The organism is Lewinella sp. JB7, from assembly GCF_024297185.1.
Taxonomy (GTDB): domain Bacteria; phylum Bacteroidota; class Bacteroidia; order Chitinophagales; family Saprospiraceae; genus Neolewinella.
This window is the reverse complement of the sequence record NZ_JANCTD010000001.1, coordinates 412,921-436,545: the sequence shown is the minus strand read 5'-3', so window position 1 is coordinate 436,545 and position 23,625 is coordinate 412,921. Positions and strand designations below refer to the sequence as shown.

The window sequence follows — 23,625 nt, the reverse complement described above, 5'->3', positions numbered from 1 at the left end:
CGGGCTCCGTGCAGTAATTTGACGACCATGTTGACCCCCATGCGCTACACCATCTCATGCTGCCTGCTCGCGGCTTGCCTACCCCTCACCGCTCAGACGGCCGCCGACGAGCTCCTGCGCTACGACCGCCCGGCCCGCTACTTTGAGGAAAGCCTGGTGCTCGGCAACGGCCGCCTGGGAGCATCGGTCTTCGGAGGTACGGGTACCGATACTATTTACCTCAACGACCTGACCCTCTGGTCCGGCGAACCCGTCGACTCTTCCCACTTTCCCGACGTGGCCGGCAATCTTCCCGCCATCCGCGCCGCCCTGGCCGCCGAGGATTACCGCGCCGCCGACTCACTGAATAAAGTACTGCAGGGCCCGTTTTCGGATTCCTACGCCCCCCTGGGCACCCTGCTGCTCGACTTCGACACGCCCACCGGCACTACCGATTACCGCCGCGAGCTCGACCTCCGGACCGCCACCGCCCGCGCGCAATACCGCACGGGGGGCACCACCCTTCGCCGGGAATACTTCGTGTCCCACCCGGACCGGGTGATCGCCATCCGCCTCACCGCTGACCGGCCCGGCGCCGTCAACGCGACCCTGCGCTTCAGCAGCCTCTTACGGTACGCTACTGAGGTTCGGGACGGCGATCTACACGTCAATGGCTACGCCCCCTACCACGCCGAGCCCAGCTACCGGGGCCGGATGCCCGATGCCGTACGTTTCGATCCGGAGCGGGGCACCCGCTTCACTTCCCTCTTCCGGGTGAAGCACGAGGGCGGACGGGTCACCACGACCGATACCACTCTCCAGCTTGCCGGCGTGAACGAGGCGGTGATCCTGGTGGCCATTGCTACGAGCTTCAACGGCTTTGATAAGAACCCCGCCACCGAAGGGCTGGATAACCGGGCCCTGGCCGCCGAAGCCCTGGCCGCCGCCAGCCAGCGCGAGTACGCCGCCCTTCACGACGCCCACGTCGCCGACTACCGAAACTTCTACGATCGCCTCCAACTCGATCTCGGACCCACCGATGCCCCCGACCTGTCCACCGACGCCCGCCTGCGGCGCTACGCCGAGGGGGAGGAAGATCGCGCCCTGGAGGAACTCTACTTCAACTTCGGCCGCTACCTGCTCATCTCCAGTTCCCGCACCCCCGGCGTACCGGCTAACCTGCAAGGACTCTGGAACCCCCACCTGCGTCCGCCGTGGAGCAGCAACTACACCATCAACATCAACGCCCAGGAGAATTACTGGCTGGCGGGCCCCGGCAACCTTTCCGACCTGCACACTCCCCTGCTCGACCTCATCGGCAACATCGCCAAGACCGGCGCCCGCACGGCCCGGGCGTACTACGGCACCGACGGCTGGGTGGCCGCCCATAACTCCGACATCTGGGCCCTCAGCAACCCCGTCGGCGACTACGGCCAGGGCGACCCCAACTGGGCCAACTGGAACTTCGGCGGCGTCTGGCTGGCGACCCACCTCTGGGAGCACTACCTCTATACCCGCGACACCACTTTCCTGCGCGAGCGGGCCCTGCCCCTGCTGGAGGGCGCCGTCCGCTTCGGACTGGACTGGGTCGTGCGCGACACCGCGGGCCACTACATCACCTCCCCGTCGACCTCCCCGGAGGCGAAGTTCATTACCCCGGACGGCTACGTCGGCTCCACCCTCTACGGTGCCACCGCCGACCTGGCCATGCTCCGCGAGCTTTTCGCGAATTACCTCGCCGGTGCGGAAACCCTCCAGCTGCGGAATGACTTCACCTCCCGGGCCCGGGAGGTTCACGACAACCTCCACCCCTACCGCATCGGCAGCGAAGGTCAGTTGCAGGAGTGGTTTCACGACTGGCAGGACCAGGACCCCCAACATCGCCACCAGACCCATCTGTTCGGGCTCCACCCCGGGCACCACCTGTCGCCCCGCCTTACCCCCGACCTCGCCGCCGCCGCCCGCCGGACGCTCGAGATCAAGGGCGACGAGACCACCGGATGGTCCAAGGGCTGGCGCATCAATCTCTGGGCCCGGCTCGGCGACGGCGACCGCGCCTACCGCATGTACCGGACGCTCCTGCGCTACGTCCCGCCCGTGGGGGCCCGTCACGGCGGCACTTACCCCAACTTGCTCGACGCCCACCCGCCCTTCCAGATCGACGGAAACTTCGGGGGCGCGGCGGCGGTCATCGAACTGCTGATGCAATCTTCCGCAGACACCATCACCCTACTTCCGGCGCTACCGGAGGCCTGGCCGTCGGGATCCGTGACCGGCATGGGCGCCCGCGGCGGCTTCGTCGTTGACCTCGAATGGGCCGACGCTAAACCCGTACGTGCTACCCTCACGGCCCGGGCGGACGCGCAAACCACCGTAATTTACGGGTCCACCCAGCGACCGGTCTCCCTCAAGCGGGGGGAGCGGATCACGCTCGACTTTTAGGGCGGGCACGCGGGTGCAACGATTTTTCCATGAGCGAGCAAACCCGGCAGGACTCCCCACCCACCTACGACGTCATCATCGTAGGGGCCGGTCTGTCCGGTATTGGTACGGCCTACTGGTTACAGCGGAAGTGCCCCGCTAAGCGCTACGCTATCCTAGAGAGTCGCGAACAGCTGGGCGGCACCTGGGACCTCTTCCGCTACCCGGGCGTGCGGTCGGACTCCGACATGTTCACCTTCGGCTACCGCTTCCGGCCGTGGCGACAACCCCAACCCCTCGCGGCGGGTGCCGAAATTCTAGACTACCTGCGGGAAACCGCGGCGGCGTACGGCATCGACAAGCGCATCCGCTACGGGCACCGGGTCATCGGGGCCGACTGGGACAGTACCACCGCTTACTGGACCCTCACCGTCGAAAAGGGTGACCACTCTTGCCAGTTCCGTACCCGTTTCCTCTACATGTGCAGCGGCTACTACAGCTATACGGAGGCCCACCGGCCCACCTTCGCGGGCGAGGCGGATTTTAAGGGGGCAATCGTGCATCCCCAATTCTGGTCCGACGACACGAGCTACACCGATCGACGGGTCGTAGTCGTAGGCAGTGGGGCCACCGCGGTAACCCTGGTACCGACCCTCGCCGAACGGGCCGCCCACGTGACGATGCTGCAACGGTCACCCACGTACATCATGACCATTCCCAACCGCAACGCGCCGTACGATCGCATGCGGCGCGTACTGCCGGAGCGCTGGGCCTACCGCATTAATCGCTGGATCAATCTGGGGGGCAGTATGGCCCTCTACGGCATCTCGCAACTGTTCCCTAACCGGATCAAGCGGTGGATCATGAACAACGCCGCCAAACAACTGGGGCCGGAGGTGGACGTAGACGTTCACTTCAATCCCCGCTACGACCCCTGGGACCAGCGGCTCTGCCTGGTGCCCGACGGCGATCTGTTCCGCTCCATCCGCGGCGGCCGGGCGGCGGTGGTTACCGACCGGATCGACCGCTTCACCTCCGGGGGGATTAGATTGGAGTCGGGGCGGGAGCTTCCCGCCGACCTGGTCGTACTAGCCACCGGCCTGAAGATCCGTCTGCTCGGAGGGGCCAGGGTCACCGTGGACGGCCGGGAAATCCGTACCGGCGACATCATGATCTACAAGGGTATGCTCGCCGCCGGCGTACCCAACTTCGCCATTGCCTTCGGCTACACCAACGCTTCCTGGACGCTGAAGACCGACCTGACGGCCAACTACGTCTGCCGCCTCCTGCGCCATATGGACCGTAAAGGGTACCGGGTAGTGACACCCACACGGGAAGCCGGAGTCGACCCCCGTCCCCTACTGGACTTCAGCGCCGGGTACATCCGGCGGGCCGGTGACAAAATGCCCGTGCAGGGATCACGGCGACCCTGGCGGGTGTACCAGAACTATCTGGCCGATGCGCTGCTCACCCGCTACGAACGGATCGACGACGGCGTGCTGGAGTTCCGTTAATCGTGACGACTTTACCCCCGGCTGGCTAGCTTTGTCCGCTACCCTTCACCGGATCACGTGGTTTTGCGCTGCTCCCGCGTTCCCGCCCAAGCCTTTTTCGTGAAACTTCTCTGCCTGACCGGACTCCTGCTTCTTCTCGGGTGTACCGCCGAAATCCCGCCAACCGGAATGATCCAGCGCATCGATGCTACCACCGTTTCCGTCGACTCCCTCGATGCGCGCATCCGACAACTGGTGGAAGCGGCCGACGTTGCCGGACTTACGGTAACCATCGTGCAGCCCGACACGGTCCCCTACCGTCGGGCCTTCGGCTACGCCCACCGTTCGCGGGGAGACACGCTGCGTACCGACCACGTATTCTACGGAGCCTCTCTGAGTAAAGCCGTATTCGGATACCTAGTGGCGGACCTCGTCGAGGAGGGAACGATCGACCTGGATCGGCCGCTACAGGAATATTTCGACGTGCCCATTCCCGAACTGGCGTTTAACCGGGAATGGCGGGGCTTCCGTGATCTGGCCGATGACCCACGTTACCGCGAGATCACGGCCCGCATGTGCCTGGCCCACACCAGCGGACTGCCGAACTGGCGGTGGATCAGCCGCGTCGGTGAATTCGCGCCCGAAGGAAAATTACGGCTGTACACCGACCCCGGCACCGTATACAGCTACTCCGGTGAGGGGATGATGTTGCTGCAACACGCGATCGAGCACGTTACGGGAAGGGGGTTGGAGGAACTGGCCCGGGAGCGCATCTTCGACCCCTTACGGATGGATATGACCAGCTACGTCTGGCAGGACCGCTTCGGGGATGCCTTCTCCTACGGGCACTTGGCGGACGGCAGCGTGATCCCGAAGGATACCGAGGATGAGGCCGGCGCGGCCGGTTCCCTGGAGACCACGCCTGAGGATTACGCCGTGTTCCTGCAACACGTCCTGCGGTCCACCGCCGCGGGGTCTCCCCTGACCGAGCGATTGTTTACCCCGGTTATACGCATCCGGTCGAGGATGCAGTTCGGCCCGGAGTCGCTGGTGAACACGACGGAAAACGACGACATTCAACTCAGTTACGGCCTCGGCTGGGGTATCCTGCAGACGCCCTACGGGAAGGGGGTCTTCAAGGAGGGACACGGGGAGGGCTTTCAGCATTACTCCATCCTCTTTCCCGACCGGGGAATCGGAGTCCTGTTGATGGCCAACAGCGATAATGCCGAGAGCATCTTCCGCGACCTACTGGCCCTGACGGTCGGCGACACCTATACGCCCTGGCGGTGGGAGAACTACCTGCCGTACGTCACGAAGGGCTCCTGAATACCCTACGTTGTCCGGAGCCGCTCCACGATGTCCTCGCAGAGAGCGTGGGTAAGGCGAACGTCCTCAAGCATGGCTGCATCGGCGCAACCGGACCGCACGGTAGCGATCCAGGCATCGAGCATGTCGGAGAAGCCCCGTTTGGTCAGGGTAGGTTCCCAGTGGTCGAAGCCCAGCCTGGTGATTTCGCCGGCGTGGTAATGACTCCCCGCGTGTAGGTTATCCAGGCGCCAGGTATGTCCGTCGGTGAAGTACTCGATTCGTTCTTCGGTCCGGCCGGCAATCCGGTTCATGCCTCCGGTGAGAAGGATATCGCCCTGCGTCCAGTGGACTTGCAGATTGGCCAACTGGTTTGCCGCGTAGTGAGCGTGCACGCGCAAGTTTTCCACGGGGCCGGGGGCAAGGAAGCGCAGGCCGTCCACGACGTGAATGAAGTCGTCAAACACGAAGGTGCGGGGGTCGCCGGGCAGGGCGGTCCGGTTTTTTTGCCAGTGGATATGCAGGGGCGTACCCGCATCCCGTAGCGCACGAATCAGGGGGGCGTACCGCCGATTAAAGCCAACGAACAGCGGCACGTCTTTATCACGGGCGGCCGCTACGATCCGGTCCGCCCCCTCCAGCGAATAGCTCAGCGGCTTATCGACGAAAACGGGGATACCGGCTTCCAACAGGCGGAGCGTGATGGCGACGTGGCTGTCCGTGGCCGCATGGACCATGGCGGCAGCGGGCGGGCGGGCGAGCAGCTCGTCGAGGGAAGCGTACGTCTCCGCAATGCGGTAGCGGTCGGCTAACCGGCTTAACACTTCCGTCTGGCGAGTGCAGAGCACCGGGTCGACATCCGGGTAGGCCGCCATGAGGGGCAGGTATGCTTTCCGGGCAATGTCACCGAGACCGATGAGGGCGATCCGTAGGCGGGTAGATTCGGGCATGGGGTGAAGATAAGTCGGTGCCCAACCCCCTTAACCTTTACCGGGCAACCGTACCGAATGTCGTATACCGAATATTGTCGACGGACACTGTTTGATGACCGGACTTTCCGGATATACCCAGCTCCCGCGGCCGCGCAAAAACATTCAAATATGTATCATATATTAGCAATAGGGCCGGTGAATGACCGTTTACTTGGCGGTACGGTAATCGATACCGGTCAGAATATGCCGAAAAGGACCTAAAACAGAAGTAGGCGCACCACTCACCTTTACCCCTATGATTCAGCGTTTTACCTCCTGTGTATTAGCCTGTTTGATTCTTTTTTCCACCAGTTGCGCGAGTATTGTCAGTAAGAGCAACTACCCCGTCGTCATCGATAGTACGCCCTCCGGCGCTCGCATCACCATTACCGATAAAAAAGGCGTCGATGTTTACCGCGGCAATACACCCGCTACGGTGAAGCTCAAGTCCGGCAGCGGATTTTTCTCCAAGGCCCAGTACGTGGTCAATTTCGAGATGGAGGGTTACGATTCCGGCATGGTACCCATCGAATACAAACTCGATGGTTGGTACTTCGGCAACATTCTCTTCGGCGGACTGATCGGCTTACTCATCGTGGACCCGGCGACCGGTGCCATGTACAAACTCGATACGGAGTTCATCAACCAGACAATGTCGCGGTCCACCGCCGGCCTCCTGCGGGAAGAACTGAAAGTATATACCCTCAACGATATCCCCTCCGACTGGGAACCCCACCTGGTGGAGCTGTCCGAATAACCCATTTCCCGTTGATATTTCAGCGCAGTGTTCCCGGACGGGGGCATTGCGCTTTTTTTTGCGTCATGCTCAGTGTACGAGCGAAGCCGCAGGTTGAATTTATAAGTTGTAATTCTTACGCTTCCTCGGCCATCTGCCGTTCCACGATCTCGCTGTAGTAGCCACCGTTGGCGAGCAATTCCTCGTGGGTGCCCACTTCCGCGACGCGCCCTTCCTCCAGGACGATGATCTTATCGAATTTAAGGTGGCCGTAAATGCGGTGAGTAATGATGATGGCCGTCTTATCCTGCAAGGCCTCGTTGAAGTAGCCCAGGATCTGCTGCTCGGTATTCGTATCGACGGCGCTGAGGGCATCGTCGAGGATAACGATATCGGGGCGCTTGATCAGAGCCCGGGCAATGGACACCCGCTGCTTCTGGCCTCCGGAGAGGGTCACGCCGCGCTCCCCGACAAGGGTGTCAAAGGCCAGCGGAAGGTCGGCAATGTCCTTATACACCGCGGCGTACTTCGCGAACTGCTCGATCTCCTCCAGGCTCGGGTCATGGTCGGCTCCGAAGGCGATGTTGGCGCGGATGGTATCCGAGAACAGGAAGACGTCCTGGGGGACGTAGCCGATACGCTGCCGCAAATTGGCCAAGCCTACCTCGCGGATATCCTGGCCGTCGATCAGGATACGGCCCGAAGTCACGTCGTACATCCGCAGGAGTAGGTCCGCTACGGAAGTCTTGCCCGAACCCGTGCGCCCGATAATGGCGAGTTTCTGTCCGGGTTCGAGGGTGAAATCCAGTCCGTCGAGCGCGCGAATACCCGTGTCGGGATAGACGAACGTCACCTGATCGAAGGTAATGCCCCCCCGCACCGGGCCCCGGTAATCGGGCCGGGGGTCGATCACGGTGGCCTTGGTGTCGAGAAATTCGTTGATGCGTTTCTGACTGGCCGAGGCTTGCTGCACGATGCTCGCGATCCACCCGATGGCCGTCACGGGCCAGGTAAGCATATTCACGTAAATGACGAATTCGGCGATATTGCCGGCGCTGATCTCGCCCGCGACGACCTGCAGTCCGCCGACGTACACCGTCAGGATCGTCGCGGCGCCCACCATGAAGATCATGAGCGGAAAGAACCAGGCGTCGATCTTGGCCAGGTTGACGCTCATGTCCTTGTACGTATCGCTCTGGTTGGCGAAGTACTGGATTTGCTGCCGTTCACGCACGTAGCTCTTCACCACGCGGATGCCCGAGAACACCTCCTGAGCCGTGCTGGTCAGCCGCGCGAGTTGCTGCTGGATCAGGGTGGACCGGGTATGGATCAGGTTGCTGACGTAGTAAATGCTCACCGCGAGCACCGGCAGGGGAATCAGGGTATAGAGCGTCAGTGTCGGACTTACCGCCAGCATACTGAAGATGACGAAGAGGATCGTCGAGATCAGGTTAGCGCAGTACATGACGGCCGGACCGAGGTACATGCGGACCTTGTTCACGTCTTCGGTGATGCGTGACATCAGGTCACCCGTATTGTTGCGCTTGTAGAACTCCAGGCTCAGATCCTCGTAGTGGTCGAAGATGACTTCCCGCAGATCATACTCGATGAGGCGCGACATTACGATGATGGTCTGCCGCGTGAGGTAGAGGAAAAAGCCCATCACGAAGGCCAGCAGCAGGACCAGTCCGGCAAACAGCATGAGCGTATGGCTCAGGATACCGAAGAACTCGGCCTGCACACCAAAGCCGTCGTACAGCCGGTAGCTGTTGACGTAATCGATCACCAGGTCCAGCGCTTCACGGATCACCTGGGGCTGCAGGACCTGGAAGTAGTTGGAAATACAAATGAAAACGATCCCCAGCAGCAGGCGCCAGCGGTACTTCCAGAAGAATCGGTTGAGGTATTTGAGGTCGCCCAAGGGGGAAGGAGAGTTCGGAGATCGTGACTGTGTGAACGCGTCGGCCGGTAGATAGTTGGTGCCGTCAGATGTCCGCGCAGGCTACCTCTAACCAGTTTTTTTCGTCGCCATTCAGCAAGGGCCCGACCTTCTCCCGCACCCGGGCGTGGTAATTGTTCAGCCATTGCCGTTGTGCTTCGCTCAGCAGACTCACGTCGATGAGCCGCCGATCAATGGGGAACAGGGTCACCGTCTCGAACCGCAGCCAACCCTCCTGCTTCGCGGGTTGCACCACGACCAGGTTTTCGGTGCGGATACCGTATTCGCCGGCCGCGTAGTAGCCGGGTTCGTTGCTCAGGAGCATGCCAGGCTCCAGGGGGTGCTGGGCGGATTTCGAACGCGGGTTCGGACTGATGCCCGCCGGCCCCTCGTGCACGTTCAGGAAGAAGCCGACCCCGTGGCCCGTCCCGTGGCCGTAATTCAGTTCGTGCTGCCACAACGGGCGGCGGGCCAGTACGTCGAGTTGTACGCCGCTGGTCCCGACCGGAAAGCGGGCCGTGGCCAGATCGATGTGTCCCTGGAGCACGAGCGTAAAATTGCGGCGTTGCTCCGCGGTCGGTTCCCCCAGGGCGAAGGTGCGGGTGATGTCGGTGGTTCCGTTGTGGTACTGTCCGCCGCTGTCGAGGAGCAGGATACCTTCTTCGCGCAGGGTGGCCGACCCCTCCGCCGTAGCGTGGTAGTGCACGATGGCCCCGTTGGCGCCGTATCCCACGATGGGGTTGAAGCTTTCGCTGACGTAGTTCGGGTATTCGGCACGCAGGGCGGCCAGTTTTTCCCCTACCTCGTATTCGGTGACCCCGGCGGAGAGGGATTCGTCGAGCCACCGGCGGAGGCGGAGCAGGGCGACGGCATCGTGGGTCATCACTTCCCGTAGGTGCTCCAGGGCTACCTCGTTCTTGATCCCCTTCCAGCGGGGGATGGGACTTTCGATTCCGCAGACTTCCACGCCCCCGGCCGCAGTAGACAGGTACACGGAAGTGGTATCCGGATCGAATCCGATGTCGGCGTCGGCGGCATTGAGCTTGCGCAGGTACGCGGCGGCCTCGCCGTAGGGCAACCGCTTCATCTCGGGCAGCTTGGCCACCCAGGGGTCGAGCGCTTCTTCCTGTTCGGCGAAAACGGCGTGATCCCCCCGGCGTCCCACCACGAGATAACCGACCATGAGGGGGTTGAAGTCGACGTCCGTTCCCCGCAGATTGAGCAACCAGGCCAGTTCATCGAGGGCGGAAACCAGGAAGTAGTCCAGGCCGTTTTCGGTCATCCAGTCGGTCAGTTGCCGTAGGCGGTCCTCCCATTTTTCGCCGCTGAAGTCGGAGAGGTGCTCGCTTACGGGGCGGTTGGGCAGCCCGGGGCGGTCCTTCCACACGAGGCCGGGGAGGTCGAGGCCGGTGCGCAGCTGAACGTCGTGTTTTTCCAGTTTTTTCGCCAGCCGCCGGGCGGCCGTTGCGCTGAATACGCGGCCGTCCACGCCCACCGTTTGTCCCCGCAGCAGGTGATCGGCGAGCCAGTCGGCGTACTCGGGCGTGTGGGGTGTCTTCAGTTTCATAAGTTGAATACCACTGTCGCGGAGTTCCGCTTCGGCCTGGAGGAAGTAGCGGCTGTCGGTCCACAACTTTGCTTCGTGGAGGGTCACGACCAGGGTTCCCGCCGAGCCCGTGAAGCCGCTCAGCCACGCGCGGGTGGCCCAGCGCGGGGCGGGGTACTCGCTCTGGTGGGGATCGGTGCTCGGTACTACGTAGGCGTCGAGTTGGTGTTCCAGCATCTGGTGGCGGAGGGCGGCGAGTTTTTCCGGGGTAGTCATCTACGAAATAAGTTAGCGTATTAATGCGTGCGTTTCCGGCTTTTGGCGGGCGCGCAGGTGCAACGTTTTGAACGCGGGAACGGTGCACTCCGGCACTGAACCGCTGCGGGAATTCCGCGGCGAAGCGGCTTCCAAAATCGCTAGCTTTGCCGGTATGTTCGACCTGAGCCGGATCATCGCACCCCAAGTTAGGCCGCTGGAGACTTACCGGACCGCCGACGGCGTGTATAATCTCCTCCCCGACCCGGTGTCGGAAGTCGAGCCCGACTACGTTGCCCACTACCGGGAAGACGCGCTGCAGTTCGATTACTTCGCGCCCCCCACCGACCCGGCTACCGTCCACGAAAGTACGCGCCTCCACCAGGAAATTTTGCGTCACCTGCCGCCCGCGGCCCGGATCGTTCTCGATGTCGGTTGCGGCAATGCGTGGGTGGCCCGGGCGTTGCTCCCCGAGCGGGAGGCGGTCGTCTCCTTCGATATCGCCTTGCGCAATACTACCGAAGCTTTGCGGCGCCATCCCGCCCCTAATCACTTCGCCGTTACGGGTGATGCCTACCGGCTCCCCTTTCTCGACGGCTCGGTGGATGCGATCGTGTCTTCCGAAGTTATGGAGCACGTGCCGGACGTTCCCGCTTACCTCGCCGAACTCTTGCGGGTGGTGAAGCCGGGGGGACGTATCGTCATTTCCACCCCCTACAACGAAACCATCCAGTATTCCCTCTGTATTCACTGCAACCGGCGCACGCCCCTTCATGCCCACCTGCACAGCTTTAATGAGGAACTGATTGCACGGCTACTCGCTCCGTTTGCGGACGTCCGGTACCGTACCTATACGCTGTCGAATAAGGCGCTGCTGTATCTGCGCACGCATTCGGTACTGCGCCACTTACCTTTTCGCGCGTGGCGGGCCGTGGACTCCCTGGCGAACCGGGTGGTGAAGAAGCCCGCACGGCTGGTGATCGTGATTTGTAGATAATAAGGTCGGCATCGCATGTGCAATAGAAGCGACAGGTCGAGCGGCCTCCGGTCCGAGACTTTTTCACCACGGATGGGCACGGATTTCCACGGAAGTCGCTACCGCACGGCTCGGGTCGAGGCGTTGCTCGCCGAGCAGAGCAATAGGTCGAGTGGCCTCTGGTTCGAGACAAGTTTACCACGGATGGGCACGGATTCGACACGGAATTCGCTACCGCACGGCTCAGTCGAGGCGTTGCACGCCGAGTTCGGTAATAGGTCGAGTGGCCTCCGGTCCGAGACACGTTCACCACGGATGGGCACGGATTCAACACGGATTTTGCTACCGCACGACTCAGGTCGAGGCGTTGCACGCCGAGCACAGCAATAGGTCGAGCGGCCTCTGGTTCGAGACGATTTCACCACGGATGGGCACGGATTTCCACGGATTTTGCTACCACACGACTCAGGTCAGGCGTTGCACGCCGAGCACAGCAATAGGTCGAGTGGCCTCCGGTCCGAGACAAGTTTACCACGGATGGGCACGGATTCAACACGGATTTTGCTACCGCACGACTCAGGTCGAGGCGTTGCTCGCCGAGCAGAGCAATAGGTCGAGCGGCCTCTGGTTCGAGACGATTTCACCACGGATGGGCACGGATTTGCACAGATTTTGCTACCGCACGACTCAGGTCGAGGCGTTGCTCGCCGAGCAGGCAATAGGTCGAGCGGCCTCTGGTCCGAGACGAGTTCACCAAGGATGGGCACGGATTTAACACGGATTTTGCTACCGCACGACTCAGGTCGAGGCGTTGCACGCCGAGCACAGCGATAGGTCGAGTGGCCTCTGGTCCGGGACAAGTTCACCACGGATGGGCACGGATTTAACACGGACGGACGTCTTTTCTACTACGGATGTATTCCTAGTCAGCAGACGGGGGCCCGTCTACGGATCTCCCCTCCACCACGAAGAAGGGTGCCCAGTACCGTGGATCCCGCCGCTCCCCCACCGTCGTAGCCAGGTACCGCCGCTGGCTGAGGGCGAGTGCCGCAACTGGCGCTTCTCCACGCAGCAACTGCCTGTGAAATTCCATCATAATTTCCGCTCCGGCATCATCGTCGACCGCCCATAGCGCGCCCAGGACCCGGTGGGCACCGGCGGCGAAGAAGGAGGCCTGAAAACCGAACAGATCGTCGGCTGGCAGGTAGGGAAGATCACGGCCGGCCCCGGGCCGGGTGCCGGCGAAACAGCTGCTCAGCACGACCAGCGGGAAAGGCAGATCCCGCAGCAGCAAATCGAAGCCGTCGGCAACCCCCCGGTGCAGGAACAGACGAGTGTCGAGGGGGGTATCCCCCGGCGCCGCTTCCCCGTGTACGGCCAGGTGAAGGACGGACGGCAGGGTGTAAGGTTCCGCTTCGTACCCGTCGAGTAATTGCACGAGCTGATCGCGGTGACAGTGACTCCCCAATAGTGGATCGGCCCGGAAACCCGCCTCCCGATAATCCGTCACGATCCGGTCGGCCTCCCGTTCCGTGCCGGGAATACGGGGAAGGTCCACGGCGGGGCGCTGGGTATAGTCGGCACACGCCACCACGCCGATGGCGCCGACCTGCCAGAGCGGTCGCTCTTCCAGAAATCCGTGCAGATTCGGAATATAGGAAATCAGGTGCCGCTCGACCAGGTACTCGTCTCCGACCCGCAGGGCGTGAAAGGGAACCTGGTGCAGTTGGCGGTGGGGGCATACGTAAATGCTTTCCTTACCGGCCACCATCTCCCTTATTTCCGGGGGTAATAACCAGGCGGTGAGAGCAGAGCGATCGACGGGGCTGTACTCACGAACCTGCGTGCCGGGAACGTAGCGCGGCGAGCGCGGGAGCGGTAGATCACCATCCCCGAACCCCTCCCCCCGGCTGAGCTGATCAAAGTGCCCGGCACTCTGCTCTACCTGCCGCACGATACACTCGCGTTCCCGCGTCAGGGCGACTACCAGCAGGACCTGATCGGCCAGATTGTAGTAGCTCAGCACGGCAGCATCCGGAGAAATCCGGGAGCGGACTTGTTTGGCAAAGGCGGTCGGCATTTTCTCTAACCGGTCGGGTGAGGGTGGCAGATCGAGCATGAAGCGGTCGAAGAGCCGCTGTCGGTCTTCCAACCATTCCGGGGGCGGTACCGGAGCGGAAGCCAGTCGGTCGGAAATTTCGTGAAGTTCGCGGTGTGTACGCCGCCGGTTTTGGAGACTGCCCCGGTAAGCCAGGGGTTCACCCTTTAGCAACTCCCCGATCCGCAACAACTCGTCGGTATTGCCGAGTTTCCACGCACTGATCATGGCCACGGTATAGTACATCTCCTTATCGGCCAGGTAGGCCGAGCGCTGGTAGGGGCTCCGCAGGGTCGATCGCACGCCTTCCACGTGACGAATCGCACGCATAGCCGTCGCGAATCGCCCCGCCACGTCTTCCGCGGGACGATTCAGCATCAGCAGGCTGAGCGAATGGAGCATGGTATCGTCATCATCCGCCCGTTGCCCTAACGTATAGGCTGCTTCGAAGTGTGCGTGTGCTGCGGACCAGTCGCCGCGCTCCGCTGCCGCCTCCCCCGCTTCCCAGTAAAGGACGGCGGCGGGCGGGCCATTGGCTTGGGTGTCCGCGTCGACCGGGGCCCGGGAGAAAGCAGTCCCCGTCAGAAAAGCCTCCATCGCGGCGTGATCCTCGGTTTCTTGCTCCCGGACCGCTTCCCAAAGTTCCTCGATCACGGTCGCGTACTCTTTCGTACACACCTCCTCGTCCTGGCCATTTAGCCGGGCTTCCAGGCGCGTAAGTTGAAGGTTCAGAAGCAGAGTTTTCATCAACTTCCCCAGAAAATCTTCCTGCACTTCGTGCCGGGGGGCGAGAAGGTCTACCCAATGGTCTACCATAACCGGCAGAGGGGTATTTGGGTCTCGCTCCAGTCCGAGTTCCCCGAGCTGGCGGCGGGCAAGACCGGCGTATTTACGTGCTTCGTAGCGGTCACCCGCCGCGGAATAGGTTTCGGCCAGCAACAGCGTGAGTTCGGCTCCCGGAAGATGCGTGCTCGTGGCCCGTTGCTCCTCCCACAGGGGCAGGATACTCCGCAGTGCCTCGGCCGCCCCCCGCCCCCCGCGTTGGTGAATCTCGGCCCGGCTGACCTGCGTCTCCAACCAGCGTTCCTCCAGTCCGTGTTCCCCGGTCAGTTTTGCCGCTTCTTCGTACCACTTCAGGGCTTCTCCGTAGGCGGACTGTTGCTTGCAGACCAGCGCGAGATGCCCCAGCACCTTGTTTTCCAGATCCACCAGTTCCAGTCGCTCGTCCTCCTGCTTCCACCGCTCCCGGGCGGCCCGGGTGTCCTTAAGCAGGAGCATACCGTCCGATAGAGGATCCGCTGCCGAACCTAGCCGTAGGTAGCGATCGGTAAGTTCGGTGAGTTCCTTCCGAAATGCCGGGTGGCGGGAGTAGTAATCGTCCACGGAAAGATCGGATTCCCGTAAGTCTTCGAGTAACCGGCCCCTTGCCGGTGCCGACAGCCCGGGAAGTTCCGGCACCACCGTACCCTCCGGTCCGTTCCCTTGGAGTACCTGGACGTAATAAAAGAGCGACCGGCGCTGGGCCGGAAGACTGAACTCCAGTGCGCTACGCCATCCGGAAGTCTGGTCCGCCGGGGCTAGTTCCGCCGTGATCTCCAGGATCCGTATGGCCCAGGCCGCCGGATGCTGCATCTTTGCGCGAAAGCGGGAAAGAGTGGGCGGCTGAAGCATCACGGCAAGCTTACTTTCGGAGGGACCGGGACCTCATCTTCTACCAAAAATTCTTCCAGGATCGCCGTACTGCGGGGATCGGTAAAGTAGTTGAGATGATGTCCGGGGACCTCTCTGGTCTCGCCTGCCGGCTCCCGTCCCGTAGGTACCGATCCGATGCTCGCAATGCTTACGGCCAGGTCGTTGGGCAAGTCGCGGTAGAAGAGCCGCCCCCCGAGTTTATAGAGCTTGTCCAGTAAGCGACGTGTTTCCGCGTGTTGGGTCAGGTAATCGTTGAGATTCCCCGCCAGTACCCGGTAATCGACGCCGGGATCGGGGGCATCTTCCAGTTGGTGCAGATAAGTGCTGTTTGGCAGCATCTGCTCCAGCGTCTTCGTCACTTTTTCCGATGCTTTGAGGGTAGTGCTCAGGGCGGCGGCGGCGGGCAAAGACCAACCGAAATTGATCGCCATGCCCAACAGGATCACCGCGCCATCGCGGTACTTCGTGAGTTGGGCGATCTCGGACCCCGCATTGGGGGTTCCGGCCATGATGAGCCGGTCGACCAGCTCCCCGCCCCGGCGAAGTTCGATGAAGTGACGGGCTACGAGGCCACCCATGGAGTGCGCCAGGATCACCAGTTCGTGCTCCGGTCCGATTCCGGCCTCGCGGCGCAGGGCCTCGCCGAGCGCCCGGGAAGTATCCTCCAGTACGGTCGTAAGGTTCTCGTAGTCAAAGGTGAGCACGAGGTCGAACTTACCCCGCTCCACCAGCGGCCGCCCGAAGGCCGCCATACCCTCCGTATCGCCGATGATGCCATGAATGCAGAGCAGAATGCGGCGTGCCGCGGCGACCTTCGCCCTTAGATCCGTCGTACGCCGGCGCACCTGCGGGCCGGTATAGTCAACCCACCGCAGGCGGTAACCCGGTTGCCGCAGTACGTACTTCAGGAAAACCATCTTCAGTGCGCCGGTCAGGCTACGCCGATCGCCGGCTCCGGGTTCGGGCAGGTGGCGAATATGCAGCGTGTGTCCGGAGCCGCTTTCGGATACCTCCCCGACCGGCAGTAAGTGTTCTCCGTCGAAGGCAACCAATTGCAAATGCTCACCGTCTTGCGTCGGTAAGCGAATTTCCATCTCCAGGGGGGCATCCGCTAACCGCGTGGCGTGATGGATCTGACGAAGCTCGAGCACGGCGTAGGGCATTGCTCCCCGCGTATCACCGGCGAACTGGACGACTTCCGCGCCCCGCTGTGCCTCCAGCAGTTCCCGCAGCCGATCGTTTTCCGGCAAGCCGCGGTGGCCCGCGCCGAGGTGGCCAAGCGTTACCTCCGCGCGAAAGTCGTCGGACCGGGCGCCTACCGTGATCCGCCCTTCCAGCAACACGGCCTCCCGGGGGCCGACGGTGGACGAGGATTCCACCACCCGAATGGGGAGGGTCTGCGCCCACCAATCTGGCTCGGCGGGTGCCTGCCCGAAAGCATCGATACCGGGGACCATACCGCGCCCGCGCGCGCCGACCCGCTCCGTTTCCCCTACGGCAAAACCCGGTCGGTGCATCCCGCTAACGTCGAGTTCGCGCTCGCCCACGAACAGTTTGAGCAGGTGCAGGCTCGAAGGTGCGCCCGAGGCGGCGAAACGGGTAGGTACCCCCTGGAGCACCTCCTCCCAGGCAACGGCACGGGTGCCCGCGGCCACTAATTCGTTAAAGCCGGTGAAGTGAAAAGTGTACTGCTCGGTAGTGAAGAAGAGGGCGGCGTAGAGTGGTTTCTTGGCGTGGGTGTTGCGTACGGACACGCGAAAGGGCAACTCGGCACTGCGCCCGTCCGTGTGGGGAATATGTACGTTTATCGTCCCGCCCTCTTCGGGCGTCAGTTCGGTCCACCCGCCATCCCGTCGCACTTCCAGAATTATCTCCACGGCCCCCCGGTCGGGGCTGCGGGCGGTGGAATCGAGTGTTACCAGGTACTCCCAGCGCATGATGGTGTCCAGGCGCTCCAGCACAGCGGCGACCACGGCGTCCGCGTCCTCCCCCACGGCCGTGTAGAGGGACAGCCCGTCCGCGCGTCGGACGATTTGCAGACCACCCTCCGCTTCCGCGATGTAATAAGGGGATAGGTTGCCGTGCGGCGTCAGGATATAGAAGGGTGACGGCGCTGAGCGGGCTCGCATTAGCCGATCAGACCACGGGTCCCCCACGCGCAACTGAACGGAGGCCGGAGGGCGCGGCGGATTGAGCAATACGGCCCGGTAGGGACCTCCACCGTTCGCTCCGGCGGGGAGTTCGATGATGGTTCGGTCGAAGCCGACGGAGCGTGCCGTAACCGTCATGGAATCCTTACCATCCGTAGATAGGCGAAAGCTCACATGTCCGGGCTCGGTGTCCGGCAGTCCGTCACGGGCACCGATCGCTACGTACCACCGCCCTTCCTCGTCGCGACCGACGGGAAGTTCGGCGTGCACGAGGTCGGTGTCGATCCCGAGGAAGCCCCCCGACCCGTCGAACCCTCCGTAAGTTTCCAGCTGGGGGTGTTGGCGGGTGGTAAAGTCCACCGCGCCCACCGAAATGCGCCGGTACAGATCGGTATTGCTGATCCGGCCGGAGCTTTCCCGGATGGCTTGTTCGACCAGGCTGGAAAGGAGGCCCCGGCGGCTGGGTAGCTCCCGGGCCTCTTCGTCGCGGCGGCAGGCGGCGAGTAGCAGGTGGCGGGGATTCGGCAGGCGGTAAGCGGTTCCTAACTTATCTAAATCCCCGGCAATACGACCCCGGAGGTAGGAGGTAAGGGGGCGGGCCGTAGACCGGTCGGGGGCCCGGCGGATCAGCGTACCGTCACCCGTCGCCGCCCGGGTACCGGAGCCGGCATGACAGCAGTCAAGTACCACCGTCACCTCCGCTCCGCGCTCCGCGAGATCGCCAATCAGGTAGAGCAATTCCTTATCCGCTAGATCCTGCCCGTCCGGTAGTCGGCTATCGTAGCAGACGAGTGTTTCTTGCAACCCCTCGGGAAAGTAGGGAGCGAAGGCCGCCGCCGCGGGTTCCCGGGAGCCGTGACCGGCGAATACGAAGCAGCAGCGGTCACCCGGCGCCACCACAGCCGCGATCTCGCCGAAGGCCGCTACGACCTGGGCGTAGGTGGCCTGTTCGTCCCGCAGGACCCGGCACCGCGCTTCGCCGTAGTAGGTCCGGAGCAGGCTTTCCCACTGCAGCACGTCGTTACTACAACCCCGCAGGGGAGGGACGCCGGATTCCGGGGGATAGCGATCGATTCCGACCAGGAGTGCATGAAGTTTGGACATATATCCAATATACATGCTTTACGGATGTTCCAACAAGGAGCCTTCGCGTTGGGGCCTGCCGCTTCCCGTCCCTTTTCCCGTACTTTGCGGCCGATGAGCCGGCCCTACCCCGCCAAGATTCTTCTGTTCGGCGAACACACCGTCTTGCGTGGCGGTCGCGGCCTGGCCGTTCCCTATCCGGACCGCGCCCTGCGGTGGATCGAGGGTTCTCCCGACGAGCGCTTGTGCGCGTTTGCCCGTTACCTGCGTCAGCCGGATTTTGCCGCTTACCTCGCTACGGACCGCCTCATGGAGGAAGTCTTCGCGGGTCGGCGTCTGACTGGTAATATCCCGACCGGTTACGGACTAGGCAGTAGCGGAGCGGTTTGTGCCGCCGTCTTCGATGCTTTCGCAAGGCCGGAGGCCAAGCAGCTACCCCTACGTGAACTTCGGGCTTTTCTGGCCGCCATGGAGGGCCACTTTCACGGTCAGAGTTCGGGGACGGACCCACTCATCGCATATCTCCGTCGCCCCTTACTGTTGTCAGCGGGCGGGGCCGCGGGTGCCGTAGAACTTCCCGAGAGCTGGGCTCATGGGTTTTTCCTCCTGGACACGGGCCGGTCCCGCAGTGCCTCCGGGTACATCGAGCGTTTTTTGCGGGCGTACGACGACACCGAAGGTGCATCGATCGAGCAGGGTTGGAGCCTTCCGGCCGACCGGGCGATCTCCGCGTTGATCGCGGATGAGCCGGACGCGCTCTACGCCGCCTTCGCCGCCATTTCCAGCTTTCAGCTGACCCGATTTCCGGACTTCATTCCGGAGGATTTCCGTACCACTTGGGATGGCGGGGGGGAGTACCGGCTAAAACTGTGCGGGGCCGGCGGGGGCGGCATGCTGCTGGGACTAGCCCGTAACCGGCAGGCGGTCGAATCGGTATACGGGAAGCGGTTGAGCTGGCTTTAAAATGTGCACATTTAAAATTGCCAATTTTAAATTTATAAGCCACTGGTCATCAGCAGATCGATGTCCGTATGGCGCATTTCGAAGCGCTGGCCCAGGTAGCGGTTGGTGAGGCAGCCCCGGAAGGTGTAGATGCCCTGTCGCATACCGCTGTGGTGAAACAGGAAGTGCTCGAAATTACGCGCGCCCTCCGCCCGCAGCAGCAGGGGAGTAAGGATGTTGCTTACCGCGATGGAGGCGGTGCGCCCCACGCGACTGGCGATGTTGGGCACGCAGTAGTGAATGACGTCGTGCTTGCGGAAGGTGGGTCGGTCCAGGCTCGTGAGTTCGCTGGTCGCGAAGCAGCCCCCCTGGTCGATACTTACGTCAATGATTACGGAGTGGGGCTTCATGGCGCGCACCATGTCTTCGCTGACCACGATGGGGGCGCGCCCGTGTTCGGCGTGGATAGCTCCGATAGCCACGTCGGCGTCGAGTAGTTCCCGGCGCAGGTACACCGGATTCATAGCGGAAGTATAGAGTTGACGGCCGACGGAATTCTGTAGGCGCATCAGCTTATGAATGTTATCGTCGAAGATGCGGATCTCGGCCCCCATGCCCAGGGCCGCCCGGGTAGCGTATTCGGCTACGACGCCTCCGCCGAGGATAACCACCTTGGCACTGGGCACGCCGGAAATGCCGCCGAGGAGAACGCCGGGTCCGCCGTGGCTGGTACTCAGGAGTTCGGCGGCCGTCTGGATGGCGGATACACCGGCCATTTCGCTCATGATGCGCACGAGGGGGTAGCTGCCTTCCTCATCCTGCATGTACTCCATGGCCAGGGCGATAATGCGCTTGTGCTTCAGGCGGTAGAGATATTCGGCATTGATGATGGGGAGCTGCAGGGGGGAGATCAGGATACAACCTTCCTGCATCATCTCGATCTCTTCGATGGTGGGCGGCGCTACCTTGATGATTACGCGGGCCTTGCGGTACACCTCCTGAGCGGAGTAGGCGATCTCGGCTCCGCACTCGCTGAAATCGTGATCGGTAAAGCTGCTCGGGGTGCCGGCTCCGGTTTCGACCAGCACGCGGTGACCACGACTGGTGAGATTATGCACGCCGCTGGGGACGATCGCTACCCGCTTCTCCTGGAGAGTAATCTCTTTGGGAATACCGATGAACAGCTCCTCGGCTTTGGGTTCGACGGCCAGGGTTTCCGTCTGGGTCTGGCCGTAGCCGGAGGTAAGCTCCTTGGGGAGGTCGATCTTTTCCTTTTCCTTACTGCTCATAATCTAGCTTGCGGGGTAGCCGGTATGGATACGTAGTCGGCGCCGTCCCCCGCCTTCCGGATCGTGGTCCAAGCACAGAAAAACAACGCCGGGGGGCAGTAAGGGTTCTATCACGGCGGGCCATTCTACGAAGACGGCGTGGGGGGCCTCGGCGAGCAGTTCCTCAAGGCCGGCGTCGATGGCTTCCTCCACGTGTTCCAACCGGTAGCAGTCGAGATGGTACACGGTACCCCCGGGGGCCGGGTAACTATTCACGATGCTGAAGGTGGGGCTGGAGACGGGTTCCCGCACGCCTAACTGCCGGCACAGCTCCGTCACGAGCGTAGTTTTGCCCGTACCCAGCTCCCCCTCCAGGGCGTAGACCCCGTCCGGGCCGTAGGTGGCTAGCAGTTCGGCGGCAATGCGGGGCAGATCATCCAGCGTATACCAGTGGTCCATCCCGCAAAGCTACGCCGAATTACCGCTTAGCGACCAGATCGAGCTTAAGTCCGATCTCGTCGTTGATCACCTTATCCTTCAGAATGCCCTCGGTAGAACCGGAGTTGTACTCGATGCCCCACTCGGTACGGTCGATGACGAATTCCGGGGTGGTGGCCGTGATCTGCTCGTCTCCCAGGGTGATGTTGGCGGGGATGGTGATGCTGCGGGCGTTACCCTTCATCGTCAGGTTACCGGTCACCGTGTAGTTGTGGTCGTCGGCGTCGGTGGTCGGAGAAACCCCGGTGATGGTGAACTTGGCGGTGGGGTACTGCTCCACGTCGAAGAAGTCAGCACTTTTGAGGTGCCCCTCCAACTTGCCCTTGCCGTCACCGTCGAGATCGCTGTTCTCGAGTCCCGCAAGGTTGAGGGTGAACTCGCCACCGACGAGCGCTTCACCGTCGATCTTAAGGTTACCGGCGGTAAGGGGTACGGTACCGGTATGGCCGCCGCCGATCAGCTTAGTTCCTTCCCAGCTGACGGTGCTGGCCTGAGCGTCGACGGTGTATACCGCGGCGGCTTCGGTCGTGGTATTCTCGGCGACGGCGTCGGACGATTCGACTTCGGTGCCAGAGGGCCCGCAGGCCGCGAGCAGCAGGGAGAAAGTAAGGAGGGAAAGTAAACGTAGCATAGTTTCACATTTGGTCGGAGCCACGACTCGTGACCCGATGGCATGAAAAACCCGCCGCTACAACGCTTGGTTGAACGGCGGGTAAAATTTAATGTAGATACATCTATTTTTTACACTTACCCCTCGGCTCCGCTGGGGGGGTCCATGACCTTGGCTTCCCGGGGAGCGTCCCAGGATGTGTGGAAGATGCCCTTCTGATCGAGCCGTTCGTAGGAGTGGGAACCGAAGTAGTCGCGCTGGGCCTGTACCAGGTTAAGGGGCAGGTTTTCGGTCCGGAAGGCATCGAAGTACTGGAGGGAGGCGGACATGCACATCGTGGGAATACCCCGTTCGGTGGCCTGGTGGATCACTTCGGCCACGCCGTCGCGGCAGGCGAAGAGATCGTCACGGAACTCCTTGGTGGCCATCATGTTCTTGAGTCCCTCCCGCTTACCGTAGGCTTCGCGGATTTTCTCGAGCAATTCGGCGCGGATGATGCAGCCGCCCCGCCAGATGCGTGCGATGCCCTCCAGATCGAGGTTGTACTCGCGGTCGATACTGGTTTCGGCCAGGAGCTGCATCCCCTGGGCGTAGCAGGTGATGAAACTAAAGTAAAGGGCTTTTTCCACGGCATCGGCCAGTCCTTCCCCCTTCAGAGCTACCTCGTCAGGGTGAATGGGCTTGTACAGCTTGCTGTTATCCTGGCGGTATTCCTTGAAGGCCGAGATAGCCCGCATGGTTACGGCGGCGTCGATGGTCGGCACGGGAACGCCGTGGTCCATGGCCGACTGGCTGGTCCACTTGCCGGTACCCTTCTGCTTGGCTTTATCGAGGATCACGTCTAGCAAATGGGTTTCCGTGCCTTCTTCCCGGAACTTCAGAATGGCGGCGGTGATTTCGATGAGGTAACCGTTGAGGCGCCCGTCGTTCCACTTCGTAAAGAGCGCCGACATCTCGTCGTTGCCCATTCCACCGACTCGCTTGAGCACGTCGTAGGCTTCGGCGATGAGTTGCATAAGGCCGTACTCGATGCCGTTGTGGACCATCTTTACGTAGTGTCCGCTGCTGGATTCGCCGATGTAGGTCACGCAGGGTTCGCCGTTCACCTTGGCGGCGACGGTTTCCAGAATGGGTTTGACGTCTTCCCAGGCCGAGCGATCGCCTCCCGGCATAATGCTGGGGCCGAGGCGGGCTCCCTTCGCGCCGCCGGATACACCGGTGCCGAGGAAGCGAATGCCCTTGGCCTTCAGAAAGGCATACCGACGGTCGGTATCGTCGTAGTGGCTGTTGCCGCCGTCGATCAAAATATCGCCCTCGTCTAGGAGGGGCAGCAGGCCTTCGATGACATTGTCGACGATCTTTCCGGCCGGAACCAGCATCATGATCTTCCGGGGTTTACTGAGCAGGCTCACGAATTCCTTCTGCGTTCCTACGCCCTTCACGCGCATGTCCTTTCCTTCGCTGTTGAGGGCGCTGACGGAATCTTCGTCGATGTCCGTACCCAGTGCGCCAAAGCCATCGTCGGCGACGTTGAGCAGAAAGTTGCGGCCCATGACGCCGAGGCCGATCATGCCGAAATCATACAGTTGCTGGTCCATACAGGGGTATATTTTAGGGAGGGTCCGGGAGTTGCCGGGATGTGGTACAAGGTAAAGCGGTT

At 62.2% G+C, this 23,625-nt stretch carries 15 protein-coding genes; 6 read left to right on the top strand and 9 right to left on the bottom strand.

Translation table 11 applies throughout. The annotated features are described in order from the left end of the window. Nucleotides 1–27 precede the first annotated feature (27 nt). From NMA52_RS01660 to NMA52_RS01650, 3 genes are all read left to right on the top strand, one after another. The gene (locus tag NMA52_RS01660) at nucleotides 28–2,421 is read left to right on the top strand and encodes a glycoside hydrolase N-terminal domain-containing protein (RefSeq protein ID WP_254825890.1); all 2,394 of its coding nucleotides are present in this window, start codon (nucleotides 28–30) and stop codon (nucleotides 2,419–2,421) included. A gap of 29 nt (nucleotides 2,422–2,450) precedes the next feature. After that, the gene (locus NMA52_RS01655) at nucleotides 2,451–3,914 is read left to right on the top strand and encodes an NAD(P)/FAD-dependent oxidoreductase (RefSeq protein ID WP_254825889.1); all 1,464 of its coding nucleotides are present in this window, start codon (nucleotides 2,451–2,453) and stop codon (nucleotides 3,912–3,914) included. Between the two features lie 99 nt (nucleotides 3,915–4,013). Beyond that, nucleotides 4,014–5,222, top strand: a complete 1,209-nt coding sequence (locus tag NMA52_RS01650) for a beta-lactamase family protein (RefSeq protein WP_254825888.1) — start codon at nucleotides 4,014–4,016, stop codon at nucleotides 5,220–5,222. A gap of 5 nt (nucleotides 5,223–5,227) precedes the next feature. Here NMA52_RS01650 and NMA52_RS01645 read toward each other — a convergent pair whose 3' ends face one another. After that, the gene (locus NMA52_RS01645) at nucleotides 5,228–6,151 is read right to left on the bottom strand and encodes a Gfo/Idh/MocA family protein (protein WP_254825887.1); all 924 of its coding nucleotides are present in this window, start codon (nucleotides 6,149–6,151) and stop codon (nucleotides 5,228–5,230) included. 313 nt (nucleotides 6,152–6,464) lie between these two features. On the opposite strand from NMA52_RS01645, the gene NMA52_RS01640 reads away from it, so the two are divergent. Continuing rightward, nucleotides 6,465–6,929, top strand: coding sequence for a hypothetical protein (locus NMA52_RS01640; protein WP_254825886.1), 465 nt, complete (start codon nucleotides 6,465–6,467; stop codon nucleotides 6,927–6,929). A 115-nt stretch (nucleotides 6,930–7,044) separates the two neighbouring features. Here NMA52_RS01640 and NMA52_RS01635 read toward each other — a convergent pair whose 3' ends face one another. Then, complete coding sequence (locus NMA52_RS01635; protein ID WP_254825885.1) at nucleotides 7,045–8,829, bottom strand: ABC transporter ATP-binding protein; 1,785 nt, start codon at nucleotides 8,827–8,829, stop codon at nucleotides 7,045–7,047. A gap of 64 nt (nucleotides 8,830–8,893) precedes the next feature. After that, complete coding sequence (locus tag NMA52_RS01630; protein WP_254825884.1) at nucleotides 8,894–10,669, bottom strand: aminopeptidase P family protein; 1,776 nt, start codon at nucleotides 10,667–10,669, stop codon at nucleotides 8,894–8,896. 154 nt (nucleotides 10,670–10,823) lie between these two features. On the opposite strand from NMA52_RS01630, the gene NMA52_RS01625 reads away from it, so the two are divergent. Then, nucleotides 10,824–11,645, top strand: coding sequence for a bifunctional 2-polyprenyl-6-hydroxyphenol methylase/3-demethylubiquinol 3-O-methyltransferase UbiG (locus NMA52_RS01625; RefSeq protein WP_254825883.1), 822 nt, complete (start codon nucleotides 10,824–10,826; stop codon nucleotides 11,643–11,645). A 901-nt stretch (nucleotides 11,646–12,546) separates the two neighbouring features. Here NMA52_RS01625 and NMA52_RS01620 read toward each other — a convergent pair. Together NMA52_RS01620 and NMA52_RS01615 are read right to left on the bottom strand one after the other, a co-directional pair. Next, nucleotides 12,547–15,393 (bottom strand): CHAT domain-containing protein, encoded by a 2,847-nt coding sequence (locus NMA52_RS01620; RefSeq protein WP_254825882.1) that lies wholly within the window; start codon nucleotides 15,391–15,393, stop codon nucleotides 12,547–12,549. Beyond that, nucleotides 15,393–18,668: a caspase family protein gene (locus NMA52_RS01615; RefSeq protein ID WP_254825881.1), complete on the bottom strand. Its 3,276-nt coding sequence runs from the start codon at nucleotides 18,666–18,668 to the stop codon at nucleotides 15,393–15,395. Before NMA52_RS01615 ends, NMA52_RS01620 begins: the two co-directional genes overlap by 1 nt. A gap of 93 nt (nucleotides 18,669–18,761) precedes the next feature. Between NMA52_RS01615 and NMA52_RS01610 the strand changes: the two genes are divergently transcribed. Continuing rightward, nucleotides 18,762–19,610 (top strand): mevalonate kinase, encoded by an 849-nt coding sequence (locus tag NMA52_RS01610; RefSeq protein WP_254825880.1) that lies wholly within the window; start codon nucleotides 18,762–18,764, stop codon nucleotides 19,608–19,610. A gap of 32 nt (nucleotides 19,611–19,642) precedes the next feature. On the opposite strand, the gene NMA52_RS01605 is transcribed toward NMA52_RS01610, so the two are convergent. The 4 genes from NMA52_RS01605 to gndA all read right to left on the bottom strand — a co-directional run bounded on the left by NMA52_RS01605 (nucleotide 19,643) and on the right by gndA (nucleotide 23,563). Further along, on the bottom strand, nucleotides 19,643–20,878 hold the full coding sequence (locus NMA52_RS01605) for an alanine dehydrogenase (RefSeq protein WP_254825879.1): 1,236 nt from the start codon (nucleotides 20,876–20,878) through the stop codon (nucleotides 19,643–19,645). Between the two features lie 3 nt (nucleotides 20,879–20,881). Then, nucleotides 20,882–21,316 (bottom strand): tRNA (adenosine(37)-N6)-threonylcarbamoyltransferase complex ATPase subunit type 1 TsaE, encoded by a 435-nt coding sequence (gene tsaE / locus NMA52_RS01600; RefSeq protein ID WP_254825878.1) that lies wholly within the window; start codon nucleotides 21,314–21,316, stop codon nucleotides 20,882–20,884. A 19-nt stretch (nucleotides 21,317–21,335) separates the two neighbouring features. Beyond that, nucleotides 21,336–21,986, bottom strand: a complete 651-nt coding sequence (locus tag NMA52_RS01595) for a YceI family protein (protein ID WP_254825877.1) — start codon at nucleotides 21,984–21,986, stop codon at nucleotides 21,336–21,338. Between the two features lie 116 nt (nucleotides 21,987–22,102). Further along, the gene (gndA, locus tag NMA52_RS01590) at nucleotides 22,103–23,563 is read right to left on the bottom strand and encodes an NADP-dependent phosphogluconate dehydrogenase (RefSeq protein WP_254825876.1); all 1,461 of its coding nucleotides are present in this window, start codon (nucleotides 23,561–23,563) and stop codon (nucleotides 22,103–22,105) included. Nucleotides 23,564–23,625: the final 62 nt, after the last annotated feature.